This is a genomic window from Nocardioides sp. Leaf285 (genome assembly GCF_001422955.1).
Lineage (GTDB): Bacteria > Actinomycetota > Actinomycetes > Propionibacteriales > Nocardioidaceae > Nocardioides > Nocardioides kribbensis.
On sequence record NZ_LMNH01000003.1, the window covers coordinates 216308 to 235405 of the forward strand.

Genomic DNA, 19098 nt, shown 5'->3' on the forward strand with positions numbered 1-19098 from the left:
TCATCACGCCCGCACGTGGGGGAAGCCGGTCGGAGTCCGGCGCTGACCCGCAACCGTAGGCCGTGCCGGGTCCTCCCCGGGGCGGCGAGCCGGAGCACCCGCTGCGACGCGTCCTGATCATTCGCTGTCGAGGAACACGGCGGGTGGCCCGCCCCGGATCAGCCGGGGCGCCTCCCGCCGTGCGCAGCGGGAAGGAATCCCCATGCGTCACCCCCTGCGCCGCGCGAGCGCCCTCGCCGCCGCCCCCGTCCTGTCCCTGGCCCTGCTGGCGGTGCCCGGCCTCACCACCCCGGCCCAGGCCGCCGCCGGCGACCTCGACCCCGTCGCCGCGCAGCGCGCCGGCGACTGGCTCGCGGGCCAGGTCGACGACGGGCTGCTGACCTACCGCAGCTTCGGCGCGCCGTTCACCGACTACGGCCTGTCCATCGACGCCGAGCTCGCGCTGGCCGCGGTCGGCGGGCAGGACGCCACCGTCGACGCGATCGCCGCGGCCGTCGCCGAGGACCCCACGGTCTACACCGACTACGCCTACCCCTTCGACGGCGCCCAGTACGCCGGGCGCGCGGCCGGCGCCGTGGCCAAGGCCCTCGTGGGCCTCCAGGCCGCGGGCGTCAACCCGGCCACCGTCGAGGAGATCGACCTCGTCGGAGCGCTGGAGGCCCAGACCGCCGACACCGGTGCCACCGCCGGGCGCATCGCCGACGTCGCCACGAAGGACGGCGAGCCCGACCCGACCGGCGACTTCGCCAACACGCTGGGCCAGGCCTTCGCCGTGCGCGGCCTCCAGGCCGCGGGCAGCGACGAGGCCGACGCCGCCACCGACTTCCTGCTGCTCCAGCAGTGCGGGGCCGGCTTCTTCCGCCAGGACTTCGCGCCGGCCACCGCGACCGACCAGGCCTGCGGGAGCGGGGCCGACGCCAGCGTCGACGCCACCGCGCAGGCGGTGCTGTCGCTGCTGCCCCAGGCGGGTGACGCCGAGGTCGACGCCGCGCTGGCCGACGCCGCCGCCTGGCTGGCGGGCTTCCAGAACGCCAACGGCTCCTTCGACTCCGGCACCGACGCCACCGCCTTCCCCGGCAACGCCAACAGCACCGGCCTGGCCGGCTGGGCCCTCGGCGACCTCGCCGACCTCGGCGTGGGCGCGGCCAGCGCCGACGCCGCCGCCGACGCCGCGGCCTGGCTGCGGGCCCGCCAGGTCGCCGGCGTCGGCGACTGCAACCGCTTCGACGACGCCGACCTCGGCGCCGTGGCCTACGACGACACGGCCCGGAAGGGCGCCCGCACCGACGGCGTCCGCCCCGCCGACCGAGGCCAGTTCCTGCGCGCCACCGCCCAGGCCGCGCCCGCGCTGGCCTCCTCCACCGACACCGGCGAGGACGCCGTCGCCGCGAAGGACCTCGCCCGCAAGGGCCGCGCCCTCACCGTGGAGGTCACCGGGCTGGCCCCGGGCGCCAAGCTCTGCCTCACCGGCAGTGGCGCCGGCCGCGGCGAGACCGCGGGCGCCACCGCCGGTCGCGACGGCTCGGCCGGCCTCACCGTCAGCCCCGAGCGCGCCGGCACCGCCACCTACGAGGTGCGGGGCGAGAGCGGCGTCGTCGGCTCCGTCGACGTGCGTGTGCTCGGCCCCAAGACCCTCGGCGTCGACACCGCCCGGCGCGCCGAGCGGGGTGGGTCCCACGTCGTGACCGTCTCCGGCCTCGTGCCCGGGGAGCGCACCGTGGTGACGTTCCGCGGCTCCAAGAGCGTGGCCCGCGCCGACGAGGAGGGCCGCGTCGTCACCGAGGTGCGCGTCAGCGGGGCGCTGGGACTCGCGACGCTCCGGGCGAAGGGTCAGTTCGCCGACCGCACGGGCGAGGCCACCGTCCGGGTCGTGCGCTGACCGTGCGCGCCCACACCGTCCTGCGCGCCGTCGCCGCCGCCGTCCTGACGGCGGTGGCGACGGGCCCCGCGCTGGTGCCGGCCCCGGCCTCGGCCGCGTCGTGCACCGGCGGCGAGGGCGCCAGCGCCGTCGTCGACTTCAAGGAGCTCGGCGGCGGCATCGCCCAGCTCTGCGTGCCCGGGGGCGGGGGCGACTCGGCCCAGGAGGTCTTCGAGGCCGCCGGCGTCGACCTGGCCTACGTCGCCGGCCAGGGCGACTTCGTCTGCACCGTGCAGGGCAAGCCCGCCGAGCAGACCTGCCAGCGCACCCCGCCGGCCACCGCCTACTGGTCGCTGTGGGTCTCCGACGGCACGTCGGGCTCGTGGACCTACGCGACCCGCGGCGTCTCCGGCCTCACCGTGCCCGAGGGCGGCTCGGTCGCCTTCGCGTGGGTCGACGGCAGCGGCAGCGACCAGCCCGGTGTCGCCCCGGCCCGGTACGACGAGCCCGCGGGTGGCTCCGGAGGCGGCGCCGGCTCCGGCGGGAGCGGCTCCGGGGGCTCCGGCGGCGGCTCGGCCGGCGGCGGCGCGGGTGGCCCCGCGCCCTCAGCGCCCGCGGCCACCCCGGCGCCGAGCGCCACGGCCGACCCCGACGGCCCGTCCGAGACGACCGGCGCGGCCGGGTCCGACCGCTCCGCGCGATCAGGCGACCGGCGCCCCGACGAGCGCGCCCGCGACGAGGACCGTCCCGGGCGCGAGGGTCGCGGCGGGCGGGGCGAGCGCGACGACGCCTCCGCGTCGCCGAGCCCCTCGGCGAGCGGCTCGGCCGAGCCCTCGGGCGCCGAGGTGCTGGCCGACGCCGCCGCCGACTCCGCCGACGACGCCGATGCGGCCGCCGACGCGGACGGCCTGCCCGCGTGGGTGGGGCTGAGCGCCGTGGCCGGGCTGCTGGCCGTGGCCGGTGTCGTGCTCGCCGTACGCCGCCGCTCCGCCGGGGGGCCGCAGGCGTGAGCCGCGGCCGTCTCGCGCGCGACCTCCATCCCGTGGCCTGGTGGCTGTGGGCGATCGGTCTCGCCGTGGCGGCCTCGGCCACCACCAACCCGCTCAGCCTGCTGCTGCTCGTGGGGGTCGCGGCCCTGGCGGTGGGCCTGCGCCGCTCCGACCAGCCGTGGGGGGCGTCGTTCCGGCTCTACGTGTGGCTCGGCGTCGCCATCGTGGTCATCCGCGTGGTGTTCCGGGTCGTCTTCGGCGGCGGGTCCAACGGCACGGTGCTGCTCGACCTGCCCGCGGTGCCGCTGCCCGAGGCCGCGGCCGGCATCGTGCTGCTCGGGCCGGTAACGCTGGAGTCGCTGCTCGCCGGCGCCTACGAGGGCCTGCGCCTGGCCACGATCGTCATCTGCGTGGGCGCGGCCAACTCCCTGGCCAACCCCAAGCGGCTGCTCCGCTCGGTGCCCCCGGCGCTCTACGAGGTCGGCACGGCGCTCGTGGTCGCGGTCTCGGTGCTCCCGCAGCTGGCCGACAGCGTGCAGCGGGTGCGCGCAGCGCAGTCGCTGCGCGCGGCGCCCGCGGCCGGGCGGGTGGGGTCGATGCGCCGCTTCCTGGTGCCGGTGCTGGAGGACGCGCTCGAGCGCTCCCTGGCCCTGGCCGCCGGCATGGACACCCGCGGCTACGGCCGCTCCGGTGACGCCTCGCCGACGCGTCGCCGGGTCACGGGTGCCCTCATGCTCACCGGCCTGTGCGGGGTCTGCGTCGGCGTCTACGCCGGCCTCGACCAGGAGGCGCCCCGCTGGCTGGCCACGCCGATGCTGCTGCTCGGCGTCGCGGTGGCCGTGCTCGGCACGGTCAGCGCCGGCCGGCGCGTGGAGCGCTCGCGCTACCGCCCCGACCGCTGGCGCACCCCCGAGCTGCTCGTGGTCGCCGCGGGCGTGGTGGTGGCCGTGCTCGGCCAGTGGGTCGCGCGCCACCAGCCGCTGGTGGCGCTGCCCCGCCTCGACGCCGTGCCGACGGTGAGCCTCGCGGTGCTCCTCGGCGCCGGGGTGGCGCTGCTGGGCGCCGTGGCGAGCCCGCCGACGCGGGTCACCGCCCCCCGGGTGGTGACGGCGTGATCGCGCTACGCGACATCGGCTTCGCCTACGACGGCGCCGCCCGGCCCGTGCTCCACGGCGTCGACCTGGAGGTCGAGGAGGGCGAGCTGGTGCTGGTCTCGGGCCCGACCGGCGCGGGCAAGTCGACCCTGCTCGGGGTGGTGACCGGCCTGGTGCCGCGCTTCTCCGGCGGGGTGCTCTCCGGAGACGTGCTGCTCGAGGGCCGCTCGATCGTGCACGACCCGCCCCGCGAGCGCGCCCACGCCATCGGCTACGTCGGGCAGGACCCGGCCGCCGGCTTCGTCACCGACACCGTCGAGGAGGAGCTGGCCTACGGCATGGAGCAGCTCGGCCTGCCCGGCGAGACCATGCGCCGCCGGGTCGAGGAGACCCTCGACCTGCTCGGCATCGCCGACCTGCGCGGGCGCGACCTGCGCACCCTCTCGGGTGGCCAGCAGCAGCGCGTCGCCATCGGCGCGGTGCTCACGATGCACCCGCGGCTGCTGGTGCTCGACGAGCCCACCTCCGCCCTCGACCCCACGGCGGCCGAGGAGGTGCTGGCCACCCTCACGCGCCTCGTGCACGACCTGGGGGTCTCGGTGCTCCTGGCCGAGCACCGCCTCGAGCGGGTCGTGCCCTTCGCCGACCGGATGGTGCTGCTCACCGGCGACGGTGGGGTGCGGGTGGGGGAGCCCTCCGAGCTGCTCGCCACCTCGCCCGTCGCGCCCCCGCTCGTGGAGCTCGGCCGCGCCGCCGACTGGGACCCGCTCCCGCTGAGCGTGCGCGACGCCCGGCGGCGGGTGCGGGCGCTGCGCGAGCGCCTCGCGGAGCCGCCGGCCGCGCCGGCCCCGGTCGCCCCCGACGCCGCGCGCGCCGCCCGGGCCCGCGGGGTGACCGTGGCCCACGGCCAGACCGTCGCCCTGCGCGAGGTCGACCTCACCCTGCTCGGCGGACGCGTCGTCGGCCTCATGGGGCGCAACGGCGCCGGCAAGTCGACCCTGCTGTGGACCCTCCAGGGCAGCCGCGCCCGCCGCGGCGGCGACCTGGAGGTCGACGGCGTCGACACCGGCCGGCTGCCGGCCGACCGGCGCCGCGGGCACGTCGCGATGCTGCCCCAGACCGCCGCCGACCTGCTCTACCTCGAGACCGTGGCCGAGGAGTGCGCGGCCGCCGACGTCGACGGCGCCCCGGGCGACTGCCGCGCGCTGCTCGACCGCCTCGTGCCCGGCATCCCCGACGACTCCCACCCGCGCGACCTCTCCGAGGGCCAGCGCCTCGCGCTCGCGCTCGCCGTGGTGCTGGTGGCCCGGCCCCGCGTCGTGCTGCTCGACGAGCCCACCCGCGGTCTCGACTACGCCGCCAAGCACGTGCTCGCCCGGGTGCTGCGCGACCTCGCCGCGGGCGGTCAGGCCGTGCTGGTGGCCACCCACGACGTCGAGTTCGTGGCCCAGGCCGCCGACGACGTGGTCGTCCTGGCCGAGGGCGAGGTCGTCTCGGCCGGCCCCGTGCGCCGGGTCGTGGCCGAGTCGCCCGCCTTCGCCCCGCAGGTCACCAAGGTCCTCGGCGCGCCCTGGCTGCGCGTCGACGAGGTCGTCGCCGCGCTGGCCGCCGGCCCCGGCGAGCCGGTGACGGCGTGAGCTCCTCGACGACCCCGCGGGTGCGCGCCCCGCAGCCGGCGCGGCCCGCCGCGGTGCCGGTCTCGCGGCGCACGGCGGCGGTCCTGGTCGTGGCCGGCGTCGCCGGGCTGCTCATGCTGCTGTGGCCGCTGCTGCTCGACGCCCCCGCGGGCGAGCGGGTCGACCCGCCGTTCGTGTTCCTGGTGCTGCTGCCGGTGGTGGTGGCCGTGGTGCTCGCCGAGGTCAGCGAGGGCGGTCTCGACCCCCGGGTGCTGGCGGTGCTCGGCGTGCTGAGCGCGGTGGTGGCCGTGGTGCGGGGGGTCTCCCCGGGCACCGGCGGCGTGGAGCTGGTCTTCTTCCTCATCATCCTGGCCGGGCGGGTCTTCGGGCCGGGCTTCGGCTTCGTGCTCGGCTGCACCTCGCTCTTCGCCTCCGCGCTGCTCACCGCGGGCGTCGGGCCGTGGCTGCCCTTCCAGATGATCTGCTCGGCCTGGGTGGGCATGGGCGCGGGGCTGCTGCCACGACGGGTGACGGGCCGCGGCGAGCTCGTGCTGCTGGCGGTCTACGCCGCGGTCGCGGCGTACGTCTACGGGCTGCTGATGAACCTCTCCAGCTGGCCCTTCCTGACCGGCGTCTACGTGCCCGGCCAGGAGCTCCAGCTGGCCTTCGAGCCGGGCGCCCCGGTGCTGGAGAACCTGCACACCTTCGTGGTCTACACGCTGCTCACCTCCACGGCCGGGTGGGACACCGTGCGGGCGGTGACCAACGTCGTCGCCGTGCTGGTGCTGGGTCCCGCCGTGCTGACCACCCTGCGCCGCGCCGCGCGGCGCAGCCTCGTGACCGGCCGGGTCGCCCCTGCCGAGGTGGCACCGCAGGGCTGACCGGACCGGGGTCAGACGCGGTCGAGGACGAAGGCGACGACGAAGCCGAGGGTGGCCACGGCGCCCGTCCACGTGCCCGCCCTCTCGAAGGCCTCGGGGATCATCGTGTCGGTGATCATGGCGAGCATGGCCCCGGCGGCCAGCGCGGTGATGACCGCGATCAGCGTTGCGGGCGCCCCTCCCAGCAGGAGCGCGCCGAGCAGGCCCGCGACTCCGCTGGCCACGGCGATGCCGCCCCAGACCCCGAAGACGTAGCGCGCGGAGCGCCCGCTGCGGCGCATGCCCGACGCGCTGGAGAGGCCCTCGGGCAGGTTGGAGATGACGATCGCGGCCAGCACGGGCACCCCGACGCCCTGGCCGCCGAGGAGGCTCAGGCCCAGCACGACCGACTCGGGCACACCGTCGAGCAGGGCGCCGACGGCGATGGCCGCACCGCTGCCCTGCTGCTCCTCCTCGCTGGGCTGCTGGTCACCGGAGCGCTTGCGGTGCCGAGCACCCCGCCGGGCCAGGGCGGCGCTGGCGAGGGTGTAGACGGCGGCGCCGCCCAGGAAGCCGAGCACGGTGGCCCCCAGACCGCCGCCCGCCTCGGCCTCCTCGACGAGGTCGAAGGCCAGCGCCGAGATGAGCACGCCGGAGCCGAAGGCCATGACGGTGGCCACCACGGTGCGGGGCACGGTGACGAACCACGCGATCGCCGCGCCGAGCACGAGGGCCCCGCCCGCGACGAGCCCCCACCCCCCGGCCTGGAGCCAGATCGGCACGTGGCCGCTCAGCGCCGCGGTGCCTTGCCCTCGACGGTGGCGAGGAACTCCCGCAGCAACGTGTGGACCCGGTCGGGGTGCTCGAGGGGCAGGAAGTGGCTGCCGGCGATCTCGGTGTAGGTGGCGCCGGGGATGCGGGCGGCGGCGCTGGCCATGTCGCGGGCGCCGGCCAGCACGTCCCAGGTGCCGGCGACGAAGGCGGCGGGCACGCGGATGTTGCGCAGCGAGACCCGCCCGTGCTCGGAGGTGCGCAGGGCGAGGTGGAAGTACCAGCCCAGCGGGGTGGTGAGGAACTCCTTGACCGTGAGCGCGGTCGCCTCGAGGTCGTGCACCGGCAGCATGAAGCCGCTGTGGCTGAGCAGCGCCACGGCCCTCTCGCCGATCGGCAGTCGCGTCGAGATCGGGGTCAGCAGCGGGCCGGCCAGGCGCATGGCGCGCGAGACGTTGACGGTGAGCAGGCGCGCCAGCGGGTGGGGAAGGTGCAGCGGGCCGAGCATGGTCGCGAAGGTGTCGCCGGGCACGCCCGCGACGGCGAAGAGCCCGGCGACCCGCTCGGGGTGGCGGAAGGCGAGCTCGTACATCGTGTTGACGCCCATCGACCACCCCATGAGCACCGCGCGGTCCACGCCGAAGTGGTCCATCACCGACAGCCCGTCCTCGACGAACTCCTCGATGCCGACGCGGTCGGTGTCGACGGGGCGGGCCGAGCCACCGGTGCCGCGGTGGTTCCACGAGATGACCCGCACGCCGCAGTCGGGCTCGAGCAGCGCCGGCCACGACCAGGGGTTGGTGCCCAGGCCGTTGCACAGCAGCACGGTGGGCCCCGGGAAGGCGCCCTCGGGGTCGTTGGTCCACGCCCGCAGGCGCGTCCCGTCGTCGGAGAGGACCTCGTGGAAGCTCAGCGAGGAGGCGGTCCCGGTGCGGGCGCGGGAGATCGGCATGACCCGATCATGCCGCAGGATCGCGCGGCGCGGGGCGTGACGTGCGACGCGCGGTCAGGCGTGCCGGGCGTCGGGGTCGGGCTCGGCGGCCCGGGCGCGGGCGGCGAAGAACTCCTCGACGTCGTCGCGCTCGGCCCGGGTGCGGGCCAGGGCGGTGCTCGCGACCATGGCGTTGCGGCAGGCCCGCTGCTGGGCCTCGACCGGCCAGCGACGGGCGCGGGCGAGCGGCTGGAGGACCTGGTGGGGGATCCGGGTGCGCATGGGCGGCTCCTGCTGACGACTCCGGGGTGGTGCGGTGGCCCCGACCCTAGTGCGGTGGCGCGACGACCACGTCAAGGCCGTGTGTCGGGGGGATGAACCGTGCCCGCGACACCGTGTCAGACCTCAGTCGGGCACGGGCGCCGGCAGCGGGCGCCCGCTGCGGGTGGCGCCGATGCTGGCCACGACCACGCACGCCATGGCCAGCCACTGCGGTGCGCTCAGCAGCTCGCCGAGCACCACGATGCCGGCGAGCGCCGCCGCGGCCGGCTCCAGGCTCATCAGGATCCCGAAGACGGCCGGGCGCAGCGAGCGCAGCGCCACGAGCTCGCAGCTGTAGGGCACCACCGAGCTGAGCAGCCCCACCGCCGCGCCGACGGCGAGGACCCAGGCGCTGTCGAGGTCGCCGCGCCCCGGTCCCACGACGTACGGCGTGAGCAGCAGGGTCGCGACCAGGCTGGCGACCACCAGGCCGTCGACGCCCTCCCAGCGCCGTCCGGTCTGCGCGCTCAGCAGGATGTACGCCGCCCACGCGGCGCCGGCCAGCAGCGCGAACCCGGCGCCCGCCCAGGTGACGCCGTCGGTGTCGAGGCCGAGCAGCGCCACGCCGGCGGCGGCGAGGCCCACCCACGCCAGGTCGCGCACCCGCCGCGAGCCGAGCAGCGCCAGGCTGAGCGGCCCGACGAACTCGATGGTGACCGCGATCCCGAGCGGGATCCGCGCGAAGGACTGGTAGATCGCCCAGTTCATGGTGCCGAGCGCGAGGCCGAAGCCGAGCACCACCAGCCAGTCGCCGCGGCTGTGGCCGCGCAGGCGCGGGCGCACGACGGCGGCGAAGATCAGCAGGCTCGAGGCCAGGCGCAGCCACACCAGCGTGGTGGGGGAGACCTCGTCGAAGAGGCTCTTGGCCACCCCTGCGCCCAGCTGCACCGAGGCGATGCCCACCAGGACGAGCAGCACGGGCGAGGTCGACACGCGCCGCACCGATGACTTCCGCCCGCTCACCGGGTCACGGTAGTGACCGACCCGTCGACGAGAGGAATCCGAGCATGTCCGAGACCGTCCTGATGGTGGGCACGCGCAAGGGGCTGTGGATCGGCCGCTCCGACGCCGAGCGCGAGGAGTGGCGCTTCACGGGGCCGCACGTCGAGACCGACGAGGTCTACTCCTGCCTGGTCGACACGCGTGAGGGCCGGGTGCGGCTGCTCGCCGGCGCCTCCTCGATGTGGCTGGGTCCCCGCGTGACCTGGTCCGACGACCTGGGTGCCACCTGGCAGGCCGGTCCCGACGGGGGCGTGCGGTTCGAGGAGCGGCGCGAGGCCGCCGTGGAGCGGGTCTGGCAGCTGGTGGCGGGCAGCGCACCCGGCGTGGTCTGGGCCGGCACCGAGCCGGGGGCGGTGTGGCGCTCGCAGGACGGCGGGGAGAGCTTCGTGCTCGTGGACGCGCTGTGGGACCACCCCCACCGCGAGCGGTGGGGGGCCGGCTTCGGCGGCCAGGCCTTCCACACCCTGCTGCCGCACCCCGAGGACCCCGACTCCCTGGTCGCCGCGATCTCGACGGGCGGGGTCTACCGCACCCGTGACGGCGGCGCCTCGTGGGCGCCGGCCAACGAGGGGCTGCGCGCGGAGTTCCTGCCCGAGGGCGAGCAGTACCCCGAGTTCGGCCAGTGCGTCCACAAGGTGGCCCGCCACCCGGCGCGCCCCAATCGGCTCTACCTGCAGAACCACGGCGGGGTCTACCGCTCCGACGACGAGGGCACCCGGTGGACCTCGATCGCCGACGGGCTGCCCTCCGACTTCGGCTTCCCCGTGGTCGTGCACCCCCACGACCCCGACACGCTCTTCGTCTTCCCCCTCGGCGGCGGCGACGGCCGCTTCCCGCCGCAGGGCCGCGCGCTGGTGTGGCGCTCGCGCGACGCGGGGCAGACCTGGACCGGTCACGGCGAGGGCCTGCCCGCGCCCTTCTGGGTCGCGGTGATGCGCGACGCGATGTGCACCGACACCCACGAGCGCGCCGGGCTCTACGTCGGCGCACGCAACGGCACCGTCTTCGGGTCGCTCGACTGCGGCGAGACGTGGCGCCCGGTGGTCAGCGACCTGCCCGACGTGATGGTGGTCCGGGCCGCGGTGCTCCCCTGACACGACAGGCCCCTGGAGAGACAGGCCCCTGAGAAGACAGGCCCCTGAGAAGACAGAGACCCGCTCGGCCGGTGGCCGAGCGGGTCTTCTGATCTTGGTCCTGGTCGCCCCCCGGCGACCTGTCGGACTCCCCCCGGAGTCCCGGACCTGTTCACCTCGGCGTCGTGACCGCGTTCCCCCCAGAATCGCGGTGCTGCGTCGCTTCGGATCGTGGTTGTCGGTGTCGGTCCCCCCGGACCGCTCCGACAAGAAGAACACTACGGCCGGCGGGCGAACAGGACGTCCAAGCGAAATCCACAGTTCGGCAACAAAATCGGGGGTCGGGCGGGGGAGGGGTGGCTCAGATGAGGGTGGCGCCCTCGCCGCCGCCGGCCTGCTCGTCGAAGGTCTCGTGCTCGAGCAGGTGCAGCACCGGCACCCCCAGCTTGCGGCGGGCCTGGGAGGACCAGTCGACGTGGAAGAACTCCGCGACGACGTGGGAGCTGGTGAGGATGATGGCCTCGCGGCCGTCGACGGCCGCGACCTTGGCGGCCAGGGCGTCGACCGGGGGAGCGGTGACCAGCTCGCCGTGCACGGTGACCCCGGAGGCCCGCAGGTGGGCCAGGGTGTCGGCGAGCTCGCGCTCGCTGCGGCCCAGCGCCTCCTGCTCGACGACCTCGAGGTCGTCCTCGTCGAGCACCACGGCGGGCGAGGCGAGCGGCTCGGCGCCGCCGAGGGAGCCCATGGCCGCCTGCACCCGGGCCGGGGCGTCGTCGACGGGGAGCAGCACGTGGTAGACCACCGGCTCCTCGAGGGCCTCGTGCAGCGACCTGACCTGGGCGGCGTCGGCGGCGCTGAGCGCCTGCTCGACGAGCAGCACGACGTCGTAGTCGGGGTGGACGGTCTCGTCGGCGGGTGCGCCGCCCGGGGTCTGCGTCATCCTGCGACTCTAGTGGTCCGCGGGAGTGGTCCCCGCTCAGCCCTGGAGCACGCTGTCGAGGTCGTAGCCGACCGGCTCCTCGAGCTGGTCGTAGCCGCAGGAGGCCGGGTCGCGGTCGGGGCGCCAGCGCAGGAAGTGGGCGGTGTGGCGGAAGCGGCTGCCCTCCATGTGGTCGTACTTGACCTCCAGCACCCGCTCGGGGCGCAGCGGGGTGAAGGACAGGTCCTTGCCGGCGCTCCAGCGGCTCTGGGTGCCGGGCACCCGGTCGGGGTTGGCGACCGCCCACTCCTGCCACTCGCCCCACGGGTGCTCCTCGACGGGACACACGAGCGGTCGCAGCTCCTCGACCAGCGCGGCGCGGCGCGCCGCGGTGAAGCTGGCGCTGACCCCGACGTGCTGGAGGCGGCCCTCGTGCCACAGTCCCAGCAGCAGGCTGCCCAGCAGCGGGGCCTCGGGGGTGGAGGTCTTGTGCTCGCGGTAGCCCGCCACCACCACGTCGGCGGTGCGCACGTGCTTGACCTTGAGCATGGTGCGCCCGTTCTCGACGTACGCCGCGCCGAGCGGCTTGGCCACCACGCCGTCGAGGCCCGCGCCCTCGAACTGCTCGAACCAGCCCTGGGCCTCGGCGCGGTCGGTGGTGGTGCGGGTCAGGTGGCAGGGCCCGCCGCCGCCGACGAGGCCGGCGAGGGCCTGCTCGAGCGCCGCGCGGCGCTCGCGGAAGGGGCGGTCGACGTAGGAGTCCTCGCCCAGGGCGAGCAGGTCGAAGGCGACGAAGGAGGCCGGGGTGGTGGTCGAGAGCAGCTCGACGCGGGAGGCGGCGGGGTGGATGCGCTCCTGGAGCACCTCGAACTGCAGCCGGCCCCCGGAGGCGACGAAGAGCTCCCCGTCGAGCACGCAGCGCGGCGGGAGCTGCTCGCGCGCCGCGGCGACCACCTCGGGGAAGTAGCGGGTGAGGGGCTTGGTGTTGCGCGAGGTCAGCTCGACCTCGTCGCCGTCGCGGAAGACCAGGCAGCGGAAGCCGTCCCACTTGGGCTCGAAGGAGAGCCCGCCCTGGGCGGCGGGGTCGGGCACGCCGTCGACGGCCTTGGCGAGCATCGGCCGCACGGGCGGCATCACGGGCAGGTCCACCCGGCCACCGTAGCGAGACCGGCAGGTTGTGACGCTCCTCGGCGGGGGCCCTACCCTGTGGCACCTATCCCCGGTTGGTCTGCCGGCAGGGCCCGCCTGACTTTGAATCAGGACTAGCGACGTAGGTTCGACTCCTACCCGGGGAGCATGGAGGCACCGTTGAACGACGTCACCGTCATCGTCCTCGCCGCAGGCGGCGGCACCCGGATGCGGTCGAAGACCATGAAGGTCCTGCACCCCATCGGGGGTCGCTCGATGATCGGTCACGTCCTGGCCGCGGTGGGCGCGCTCGAGCCACGCCAGGTCGTGGCGGTGGTGGGCCACCAGCGCGAGCAGGTCGGGCCCCACATCACCTCGATCCACCCCTCCGCCGTGCTGGCGGTGCAGGAGGAGCAGCACGGCACGGGCCACGCCGTGCGGGTCGCGGTCGACGCCCTGGTCGCGGCGCAGGCGCGCCCGCAGGGCACGGTGCTGGTCGCCTACGGCGACACCCCGCTGCTGAGCGGGGAGTCGCTGCGGCGCTTCGCCGCCGACCACGAGGCCGCCCAGCGCGCGGTGAGCATCCTCTCGGGCCTCGTGCCCGACCCGTTCGGCTACGGCCGCGTCGTGCGCGACGCGCTCGGCGACGTGGTCGCGGTGGTCGAGGAGAAGGACGCCACCCCGGAGCAGCGCGAGATCGGCGAGATCAACTCCGGGATCATGGCCTTCGACGGCGACTTCCTCGTCGAGGCCCTGCCCCGGCTGCGCAACGACAACGCCAAGGGGGAGTACTACCTCACCGACCTGGTCCAGATCGCCCGCGACGGCGGGATGATGGTCGGTGCCTACGCCATCGACGACGTGCGCCAGACCGAGGGCGCCAACGACCGCGTGCAGCTGGCCGCCCTGGGCCGCGAGCTGAACCGGCGCATCGTGGAGCGCTGGATGCGCGAGGGCGTCACCGTCATGGACCCCGAGACCACGTGGATCGACGCCGACGTGGTGCTCGAGCCCGACGTGACCATCCTCCCGGGCACCCAGCTGCTGGGCGCCACGGTCGTCGCCGAGGACGCCGTGGTGGGCCCCGACACCACGCTCAAGGACTGCGAGGTCGGCACGGGCGCCCGGGTCGTGCGCACCCACGGCGAGCTGGCCGTCGTCGGGGCCGGCGCCACGGTCGGCCCGTTCTCCTACCTGCGCCCCGGCAGCCGGCTCGGCCTCGAGGCCAAGGTGGGGGCCTTCGTGGAGACCAAGAACGCCGTGCTCGGCGACGGCGCCAAGGTGCCCCACCTGTCCTACGTCGGCGACGCCGAGATCGGCGAGGGCACCAACATCGGCGCCGGCACGATCTTCGCCAACTACGACGGCGTGGCCAAGCACCGCACCACCGTGGGCCGCCACGCCCGCACGGGCTCCAACAACACCTTCGTCGCGCCCGTGAGCATCGGCGACGGCGCCGCCACCGGCGGCGGCACCGTCGTGCGCGGCGACGTGCCCGCCGGCGCCCTCGCGGTCAGCGCCGGGCCGCTGCGCGTGATCGAGGGCTGGGCCCGGCAGCGCCGCGCCGGGACCGCCCAGGCCGAGGCCGCGGAGGCGGCGCGGCCCGAGGAGCCCTGAGGCGTCGCCGGGGTGAACGAGAGGTGTCGCACACGCGCGAGGACCACGGTGGACCCGGGGTTGGGGAGCGGGGCCGGTCTGGGCCAGACTGCTCGTCGTCCCCCTTCCCGCGAGACGAAGGCAGCGCCGTGACCGGAATGAAGAAGACCACCGAGAAGAACCTGATGGTCTTCAGTGGGCGGGCCCACCCCGAGCTCGCGGCGGAGGTGGCCGAGATCCTCGGCACCGACCTCGTGCCGACCTCGGCCTACGAGTTCGCCAACTCGGAGATCTACGTCCGCTACGAGGAGTCGGTGCGCGGCTGCGACGCGTTCGTGCTGCAGAGCCACACCGCGCCGATCAACGAGTGGATCATGGAGCACCTGATCATGGTCGACGCGCTCAAGCGCGCCTCGGCCAAGCGGATCACCGTGGTCATGCCGTTCTACGGCTACGCCCGCCAGGACAAGAAGCACCGCGGCCGCGAGCCGATCTCGGCGCGCCTGATGGCCGACCTCTTCAAGACCGCCGGCGCCGACCGGCTGATCGCCGTCGACCTGCACGCCGACCAGATCCAGGGCTACTTCGACGGCCCCGTCGACCACCTCATGGCGCTGCCGATCCTCACCGACTACGTGATGGAGAAGTACGGCGACCAGCAGCTGTGCGTCGTCTCGCCCGACGCCGGGCGGATCAAGGTCGCCGAGCGCTGGTCGGCCAAGCTGGGTGGGGCCCCGCTGGCCTTCATCCACAAGACCCGCCGCACCGACGTGGCCAACGAGGTCGTCGCCAACCGTGTCGTCGGCGAGGTCGCCGGCAAGATCTGCGTGCTCACCGACGACATGATCGACACCGGCGGCACCATCGTGAAGGCCGCCGAGGCCCTCATGGCCGACGGGGCCGCCGGCGTCATCATCGCCGCGACCCACGCGATCCTCTCCGACCCCGCCGTCGACCGGCTCAAGAACAGCCCGGCCGCCGAGGTCATCGTCACCAACACCCTGCCGATCCCCGAGGACCGGCACTTCGACAAGCTCACGGTGCTCTCGATCGCCCCGCTGGTCTCGCGCGCCATCCGCGAGGTCTTCGAGGACGGCTCGGTCACCTCGATGTTCGACGGGCACGCCTGAGCCAGCCGCCGGGGCGTCGCGGCTAGGGTCGCGGCGTGCGGCAGCGTGACCTCGAGACGGTGGACCGGTGCGTGACACCGGCCCGCCTCCCCGGGGCTACCCCGGGGACCACCGGCACGTCCGGGCACGGCACCGCGCGCGAGTCGCTGCGCTCCGCTGCAGGACCCCGCGCGCACGACGGGACAGGTCGAGCCACGCTGCCGCACCCCGACGCCTCGAGCGCCGGGGCCGGGGCGAGCCGGTGAGACCCGACCTCGCGAGGGCGCTGGCCGCGGGGTTCCTCGCCGGCGAGTGGAGCACCGAGGGGCTGGTGGCCAGCGGCGCTGCCGTGCTCGGGCGCCGCCCCCGCTGGCTGACGTCGCTGGCCCGCCAGGTCGTGGCCCTGCACCCGCGCCCGCCGCTCGACCGCCCGCGCGAGCTCGCGACCCTGGTGGCGAGCCGTCCCGCGGCCGCCCGGGCCGGGCGGGCGCGTCCCGTGGCGCGGCCGGTGTCGCCGACGCGGATGCTCACCAACCGCTGGCGCCTGCCGGTGCTGCACGACCTGGCCGACCTGGCCGCCCTCCTCGAGCTCGACGTCGGCGAGCTCGACTGGTTCGCCGACCCCAAGCACTGGGCGCGCACCGCTGGCGAGGCGCCGCTGCAGCACTACCGGGTCTCCCACCGGGTGGCGGCCAGCGGGGGCATCCGGGTGCTCGAGGCGCCCAAGCCCCGCCTGCGCCGCCTCCAGCGGCGCCTGCTCGACGAGGCCCTCGGGCTCGTGCCGCCCCACGACGCGGCCCGGGGCTTCCGCGCCGGCGGCTCGGTGCGCTCCCACGCCGCGCCCCACGCCGGTCGGCCCGTGGTGCTCCGCCTCGACCTCGAGTCGTTCTTCGCCAGCGTCACCGTCGGCCGCGTGCACGGGATCTGGCGCACCGCGGGCTACCCCGAGCCCGTCGCCCACGCGCTGGCCGGGCTGACGACCGCGGTGCTGCCGCTGGCCGCCTGGCGCGGGGTCCCGCGCCCCGCCGACCCGGGCCTGCTCGACGCCCACTGGCGCCTCGGGCGCCGCCTCGCCGCACCCCACCTCCCGCAGGGCGCCCCCACCTCGCCGGCCACCGCCAACCTCGCGGCCTTCGGGCTCGACGTACGGCTCACGGCCCTGGCCGCCGCGTGGGGTGGTCGCTACACCCGCTACGCCGACGACCTGGCCTTCTCGGGCGACGCGGGCTGGGGCCGCGGCACCAGCCGGCTCCTCGACGCCGTCGAGGAGGTCGTGCGCGACGAGGGCTTCCGGCTCAACCCCCGCAAGACGGCGGTGCTGCCGCGGGCCGGGCGTCAGAGCCTGGCCGGGCTGGTCGTCAACGACCGCCCGCGCGTGGCCCGCCACGAGGTCGACCTGCTGCGCGCGATCCTGCACAACTGCCGCCGCCACGGACCCAGCACGCAGAACCGGGACCAGGTGCCGGCCTTCGCCGAGCACCTGCGGGGCCGGATCGCCTGGGTGGCCCAGCACGACCCCGCGCGCGGCGCCCGGCTGCTGGCCGAGCACGGCGCGATCGACTGGACCCGCTAGCGCGGCTGCCAGCGACGGCGCAGCTCGGCCAGCTCGTGGCGCTCGCCCGAGGCCAGCGCGAGCACCAGCGACAGGCGCCGCCCGGAGCCCCAGCGCACCCGGCGTACGGCGAAGCGCGCCGCGCCGGCCTCGGGGCGGTCGGGGTGGCGGCGCCCGAAGCCGGCCGAGGCCCGCCCGGTGTCGCCCTCCTGCTCGCCCTCGTCGGAGACGACCAGCAGCCGCGTGCCGTCGGCGGGCACGCCCGCGGCGAGCAGCAGCAGCCCGCTGACGCGGACCTCGGGGGCGAGCAGGTCGCCGGCGTCGAGCTCGAGGGCGCTCACGGCGGGGCTCGGGCGCACGACGGTGTCGACGACCTCCTCGTGGGTGGCGGCGACGTGGTCGGCCACGAGCCCGCGCAGCAGGCCGGCGAGGGCGGTGACGTCGCGGTGGCCGGGCTCCCCTGTGCGCAGCAGCAGGTCGAGCCGCGTGTCGTCCCAGCCGGTGAGGCGGGCCAGCTCCTCGCGCTCGTCGGGGGCGAGGGCGAGCCGGCCGGGGGAGACCCGCTCGCTCCAGGCGGTGCGCTCCAGCGCCACCGGCACGGCCGCGGCGGCGAGCACGGCCTCCAGCCCGGGCCAGGCCGGCCGGGTCTCGGGGGCGACCTGGGTGAGCTGGCGCAGCGCCTCGGTCTCGCAGGCGTCGAGCCCGGTGTTGGTGCGCGCGTGGGGGCCGGGGTCGAAGGGCAGCCCGAGGTGGGCGAAGAGGTCGGCGGCGGTGTCGGGCGCCTGCTCGTAGGAGCGCACCTCGAGGCTGCCGCCGACCGCGTCCAGCGCGGCGTGCAGGGCGCGCAGCGCGGCGACGGGGTCGAGCAGCCGCTGCTCGCCGGCCACGAAGTCGTCGAGGTCGCGCACCTGGGCGCGGCGGCGCACCAGCTCGCGGTGCAGGCTGCGGGCGTAGGAGAGCCGGTTGCGCAGGTAGACCACCGCGCGGACCTCCTGCACGGCGCCGGCGTCGCGGAGCCGGGTGAGCAGCGCGGTGAGGGAGTCCTCGGCCCCCGGGCGGCTCCAGGCCTCCGACGACAGCAGCACGCGGGAGGCGGGGGAGGCCACGACCTCCGCGACCAGGTCGTCGACCAGGGCCTCCCAGGCGGGGCGGTCGCGCCAGCGGTAGACCAGCGGCGTGTGACGCACCCCCACCTCGGGCTCGTCGAGCGAGAGCCCTGCCCGCGGGTAGAGCCAGCCGGCGTCGAGCAGGGCGTCGCGCTGCTCCCAGGCGTGGGTCTGGATGCGCGAGGAGCCGGTCTTGAACGCCCCGCAGTGCAGCCACAGCACCCGCCCGGTGCTCACTCCGTGACGTCCTCGGCGAACTCCGGGTGGGCGGCCACGAAGTCGGGGAAGCGGGTGCGCGCCCGGGCCCAGTCGAACTCCCAGGTGGGGTCGGGCCGGCGCCACGCCGCGCCGTAGTTGCTCTCGAGGAAGGGCTCGGGCTCGGCGGGCACCAGCACGGTGCCCGCGGAGGTCTCGCGCGAGGCCAGGGGCAGCAGGGCGGCCGCCGGCACGTCGCCCGCGGTGTGGGGCCAGACCCAGGCGCGGTCCTCGAGCACCCAGGCCGGGAAGAGGTCGATGCGGGTGCCGCGAGCCCCGATGACCTTGGAGTGCAGGGCGTTGCGCTGCTCGAAGTCGGCGTCGGTGACGCCGTTGGCGGCCAGCCGCGCGCGCAGGTCGGCCCAGGCCGCGACGACCTCGGCGAGGGTGCCGCCGGGCAGCAGCACGCCGAGGTCGGCGTCGTCGTCGTCGGCGATGACGTCGCCCTCGCGCACCAGCCCGAGCAGCGTGCCGGAGTTGGCGAAGGCCCGGTGGCCGGCGGCGTCGAGCAGCGCGGTCAGCTCGGCCACGTCGGCCCACACCGCCGGTCCCTGGTCGCGCAGTGCGCGGCGGTAGCCGTGGCCGCCGAGGGTCCAGCCGTCGAGCAGCGCGACGCAGCGGGCCCAGAAGACGTCGAAGCGGTCGAGGGTGTCGGCCTTGCGGTGGTTCTCCCGGATGATCGACAGCTGGGCGTGGGCGCGCCTGGCGCGCTTGCGGAAGGCGAGGTCGAGCAGCACGCTGGTGCGCCGCCACGCGCTGGTGCGCTCCTCGGAGGGCACGTCGTTGAGCCGGGCACGCAGGTCGTCGTAGAGCGCCTCGTCGCGCCCCGGGTCGGCGCTGAGGGTCTCCAGGTGTCCCTGCACCTCGGCCACCAGGGCCCTGACCTGCTCGCTCATGCGCCCCGCCCCGTCGCCTCGA

The 19098-nt window shown here is 76.0% G+C and carries 17 protein-coding genes and 1 tRNA gene; 10 read left to right on the forward strand and 8 right to left on the reverse strand.

All coding sequences use genetic code 11. From position 1 onward, the window contains the following. Positions 1-202 precede the first annotated feature (202 nt). The 5 genes from ASF47_RS09480 to ASF47_RS09500 are packed head-to-tail and all read left to right on the forward strand — an operon-like array spanning position 203 to position 6438. On the forward strand, positions 203-1879 hold the full coding sequence (locus ASF47_RS09480; protein WP_056863770.1) for a hypothetical protein: 1677 nt from the start codon (positions 203-205) through the stop codon (positions 1877-1879). Positions 1880-1881: 2 nt separating this feature from the next. Beyond that, a complete protein-coding gene (locus tag ASF47_RS09485; protein WP_056863771.1) occupies positions 1882-2868 on the forward strand; it encodes a hypothetical protein in 987 nt (328 codons plus the stop codon). Further along, the gene (locus tag ASF47_RS09490; RefSeq protein ID WP_056863772.1) at positions 2865-3962 is read left to right on the forward strand and encodes an energy-coupling factor transporter transmembrane component T; all 1098 of its coding nucleotides are present in this window, start codon (positions 2865-2867) and stop codon (positions 3960-3962) included. Before ASF47_RS09485 ends, ASF47_RS09490 begins: the two co-directional genes overlap by 4 nt. Further along, a complete protein-coding gene (locus tag ASF47_RS09495) occupies positions 3959-5578 on the forward strand; it encodes an ABC transporter ATP-binding protein (RefSeq protein ID WP_056863773.1) in 1620 nt (539 codons plus the stop codon). The genes ASF47_RS09490 and ASF47_RS09495 overlap by 4 nt, the downstream gene beginning before the upstream one ends. Beyond that, on the forward strand, positions 5575-6438 hold the full coding sequence (locus ASF47_RS09500) for an ECF transporter S component (RefSeq protein ID WP_228942359.1): 864 nt from the start codon (positions 5575-5577) through the stop codon (positions 6436-6438). The genes ASF47_RS09495 and ASF47_RS09500 overlap by 4 nt, the downstream gene beginning before the upstream one ends. 11 nt (positions 6439-6449) lie before the next feature. On the opposite strand, the gene ASF47_RS09505 is transcribed toward ASF47_RS09500, so the two are convergent. The 4 genes from ASF47_RS09505 to ASF47_RS09520 all read right to left on the reverse strand — a co-directional run bounded on the left by ASF47_RS09505 (position 6450) and on the right by ASF47_RS09520 (position 9403). After that, positions 6450-7199 carry a ZIP family metal transporter gene (locus ASF47_RS09505; protein ID WP_056863774.1) on the reverse strand — a complete coding sequence of 250 codons (750 nt, stop codon included), beginning with the start codon at positions 7197-7199 and terminating at the stop codon, positions 6450-6452. Positions 7200-7207: 8 nt separating this feature from the next. Continuing rightward, positions 7208-8140: an alpha/beta fold hydrolase gene (locus ASF47_RS09510; protein ID WP_056863775.1), complete on the reverse strand. Its 933-nt coding sequence runs from the start codon at positions 8138-8140 to the stop codon at positions 7208-7210. A 54-nt stretch (positions 8141-8194) separates the two neighbouring features. Further along, entirely contained in the window at positions 8195-8401 is a 207-nt protein-coding gene (locus ASF47_RS09515; protein ID WP_056863776.1) for a hypothetical protein, read from the reverse strand. A gap of 123 nt (positions 8402-8524) precedes the next feature. Then, positions 8525-9403 (reverse strand): EamA family transporter, encoded by an 879-nt coding sequence (locus ASF47_RS09520; protein ID WP_056863777.1) that lies wholly within the window; start codon positions 9401-9403, stop codon positions 8525-8527. A 44-nt stretch (positions 9404-9447) separates the two neighbouring features. On the opposite strand from ASF47_RS09520, the gene ASF47_RS09525 reads away from it, so the two are divergent. Beyond that, the gene (locus ASF47_RS09525) at positions 9448-10536 is read left to right on the forward strand and encodes a WD40/YVTN/BNR-like repeat-containing protein (protein ID WP_056863778.1); all 1089 of its coding nucleotides are present in this window, start codon (positions 9448-9450) and stop codon (positions 10534-10536) included. 340 nt (positions 10537-10876) lie between these two features. On the opposite strand, the gene ASF47_RS09530 is transcribed toward ASF47_RS09525, so the two are convergent. Then, positions 10877-11455 (reverse strand): hypothetical protein, encoded by a 579-nt coding sequence (locus ASF47_RS09530; protein ID WP_056863779.1) that lies wholly within the window; start codon positions 11453-11455, stop codon positions 10877-10879. Between the two features lie 36 nt (positions 11456-11491). Continuing rightward, complete coding sequence (locus ASF47_RS09535; protein WP_082500182.1) at positions 11492-12583, reverse strand: ATP-dependent DNA ligase; 1092 nt, start codon at positions 12581-12583, stop codon at positions 11492-11494. A 67-nt stretch (positions 12584-12650) separates the two neighbouring features. On the opposite strand from ASF47_RS09535, the gene ASF47_RS09540 reads away from it, so the two are divergent. The 4 genes from ASF47_RS09540 (at position 12651) to ASF47_RS09555 (ending at position 16840) form a co-directional block, all read left to right on the forward strand. After that, positions 12651-12729 (forward strand) — tRNA-Gln (locus ASF47_RS09540). Between the two features lies 1 nt (position 12730). Next, a complete protein-coding gene (glmU, locus tag ASF47_RS09545) occupies positions 12731-14179 on the forward strand; it encodes a bifunctional UDP-N-acetylglucosamine diphosphorylase/glucosamine-1-phosphate N-acetyltransferase GlmU (protein ID WP_056863780.1) in 1449 nt (482 codons plus the stop codon). Between the two features lie 128 nt (positions 14180-14307). Then, positions 14308-15288 carry a ribose-phosphate diphosphokinase gene (locus ASF47_RS09550; RefSeq protein ID WP_425572632.1) on the forward strand — a complete coding sequence of 327 codons (981 nt, stop codon included), beginning with the start codon at positions 14308-14310 and terminating at the stop codon, positions 15286-15288. A gap of 241 nt (positions 15289-15529) precedes the next feature. After that, positions 15530-16840, forward strand: coding sequence for a reverse transcriptase family protein (locus ASF47_RS09555; protein WP_056863782.1), 1311 nt, complete (start codon positions 15530-15532; stop codon positions 16838-16840). Here ASF47_RS09555 and ASF47_RS09560 read toward each other — a convergent pair. Both ASF47_RS09560 and ASF47_RS09565 read right to left on the reverse strand, forming a co-directional pair. Continuing rightward, positions 16837-18162 (reverse strand): hypothetical protein, encoded by a 1326-nt coding sequence (locus ASF47_RS09560; RefSeq protein ID WP_056863783.1) that lies wholly within the window; start codon positions 18160-18162, stop codon positions 16837-16839. The genes ASF47_RS09555 and ASF47_RS09560 overlap by 4 nt on opposite strands. Beyond that, a complete protein-coding gene (locus ASF47_RS09565) occupies positions 18159-19076 on the reverse strand; it encodes a hypothetical protein (protein WP_056863784.1) in 918 nt (305 codons plus the stop codon). The genes ASF47_RS09560 and ASF47_RS09565 overlap by 4 nt, the downstream gene beginning before the upstream one ends. Positions 19077-19098 lie beyond the last annotated feature (22 nt).

Bases quoted from the DNA above. Each gene is read 5' to 3' on its own strand.
- ASF47_RS09480 (WP_056863770.1), top strand. From the start codon at position 203: ATGCGTCACCCCCTGCGCCGCGCGAGCGCCCTCGCCGCCGCCCCCGTC.
- ASF47_RS09510 (WP_056863775.1), bottom strand. From the start codon at position 8,140: ATGCCGATCTCCCGCGCCCGCACCGGGACCGCCTCCTCGCTGAGCTTC.
- ASF47_RS09515 (WP_056863776.1), bottom strand. From the start codon at position 8,401: ATGCGCACCCGGATCCCCCACCAGGTCCTCCAGCCGCTCGCCCGCGCC.
- ASF47_RS09525 (WP_056863778.1), top strand. From the start codon at position 9,448: ATGTCCGAGACCGTCCTGATGGTGGGCACGCGCAAGGGGCTGTGGATC.
- ASF47_RS09530 (WP_056863779.1), bottom strand. From the start codon at position 11,455: ATGACGCAGACCCCGGGCGGCGCACCCGCCGACGAGACCGTCCACCCC.
- glmU (WP_056863780.1), top strand. From the start codon at position 12,731: ATGGAGGCACCGTTGAACGACGTCACCGTCATCGTCCTCGCCGCAGGC.
- ASF47_RS09565 (WP_056863784.1), bottom strand. From the start codon at position 19,076: ATGAGCGAGCAGGTCAGGGCCCTGGTGGCCGAGGTGCAGGGACACCTG.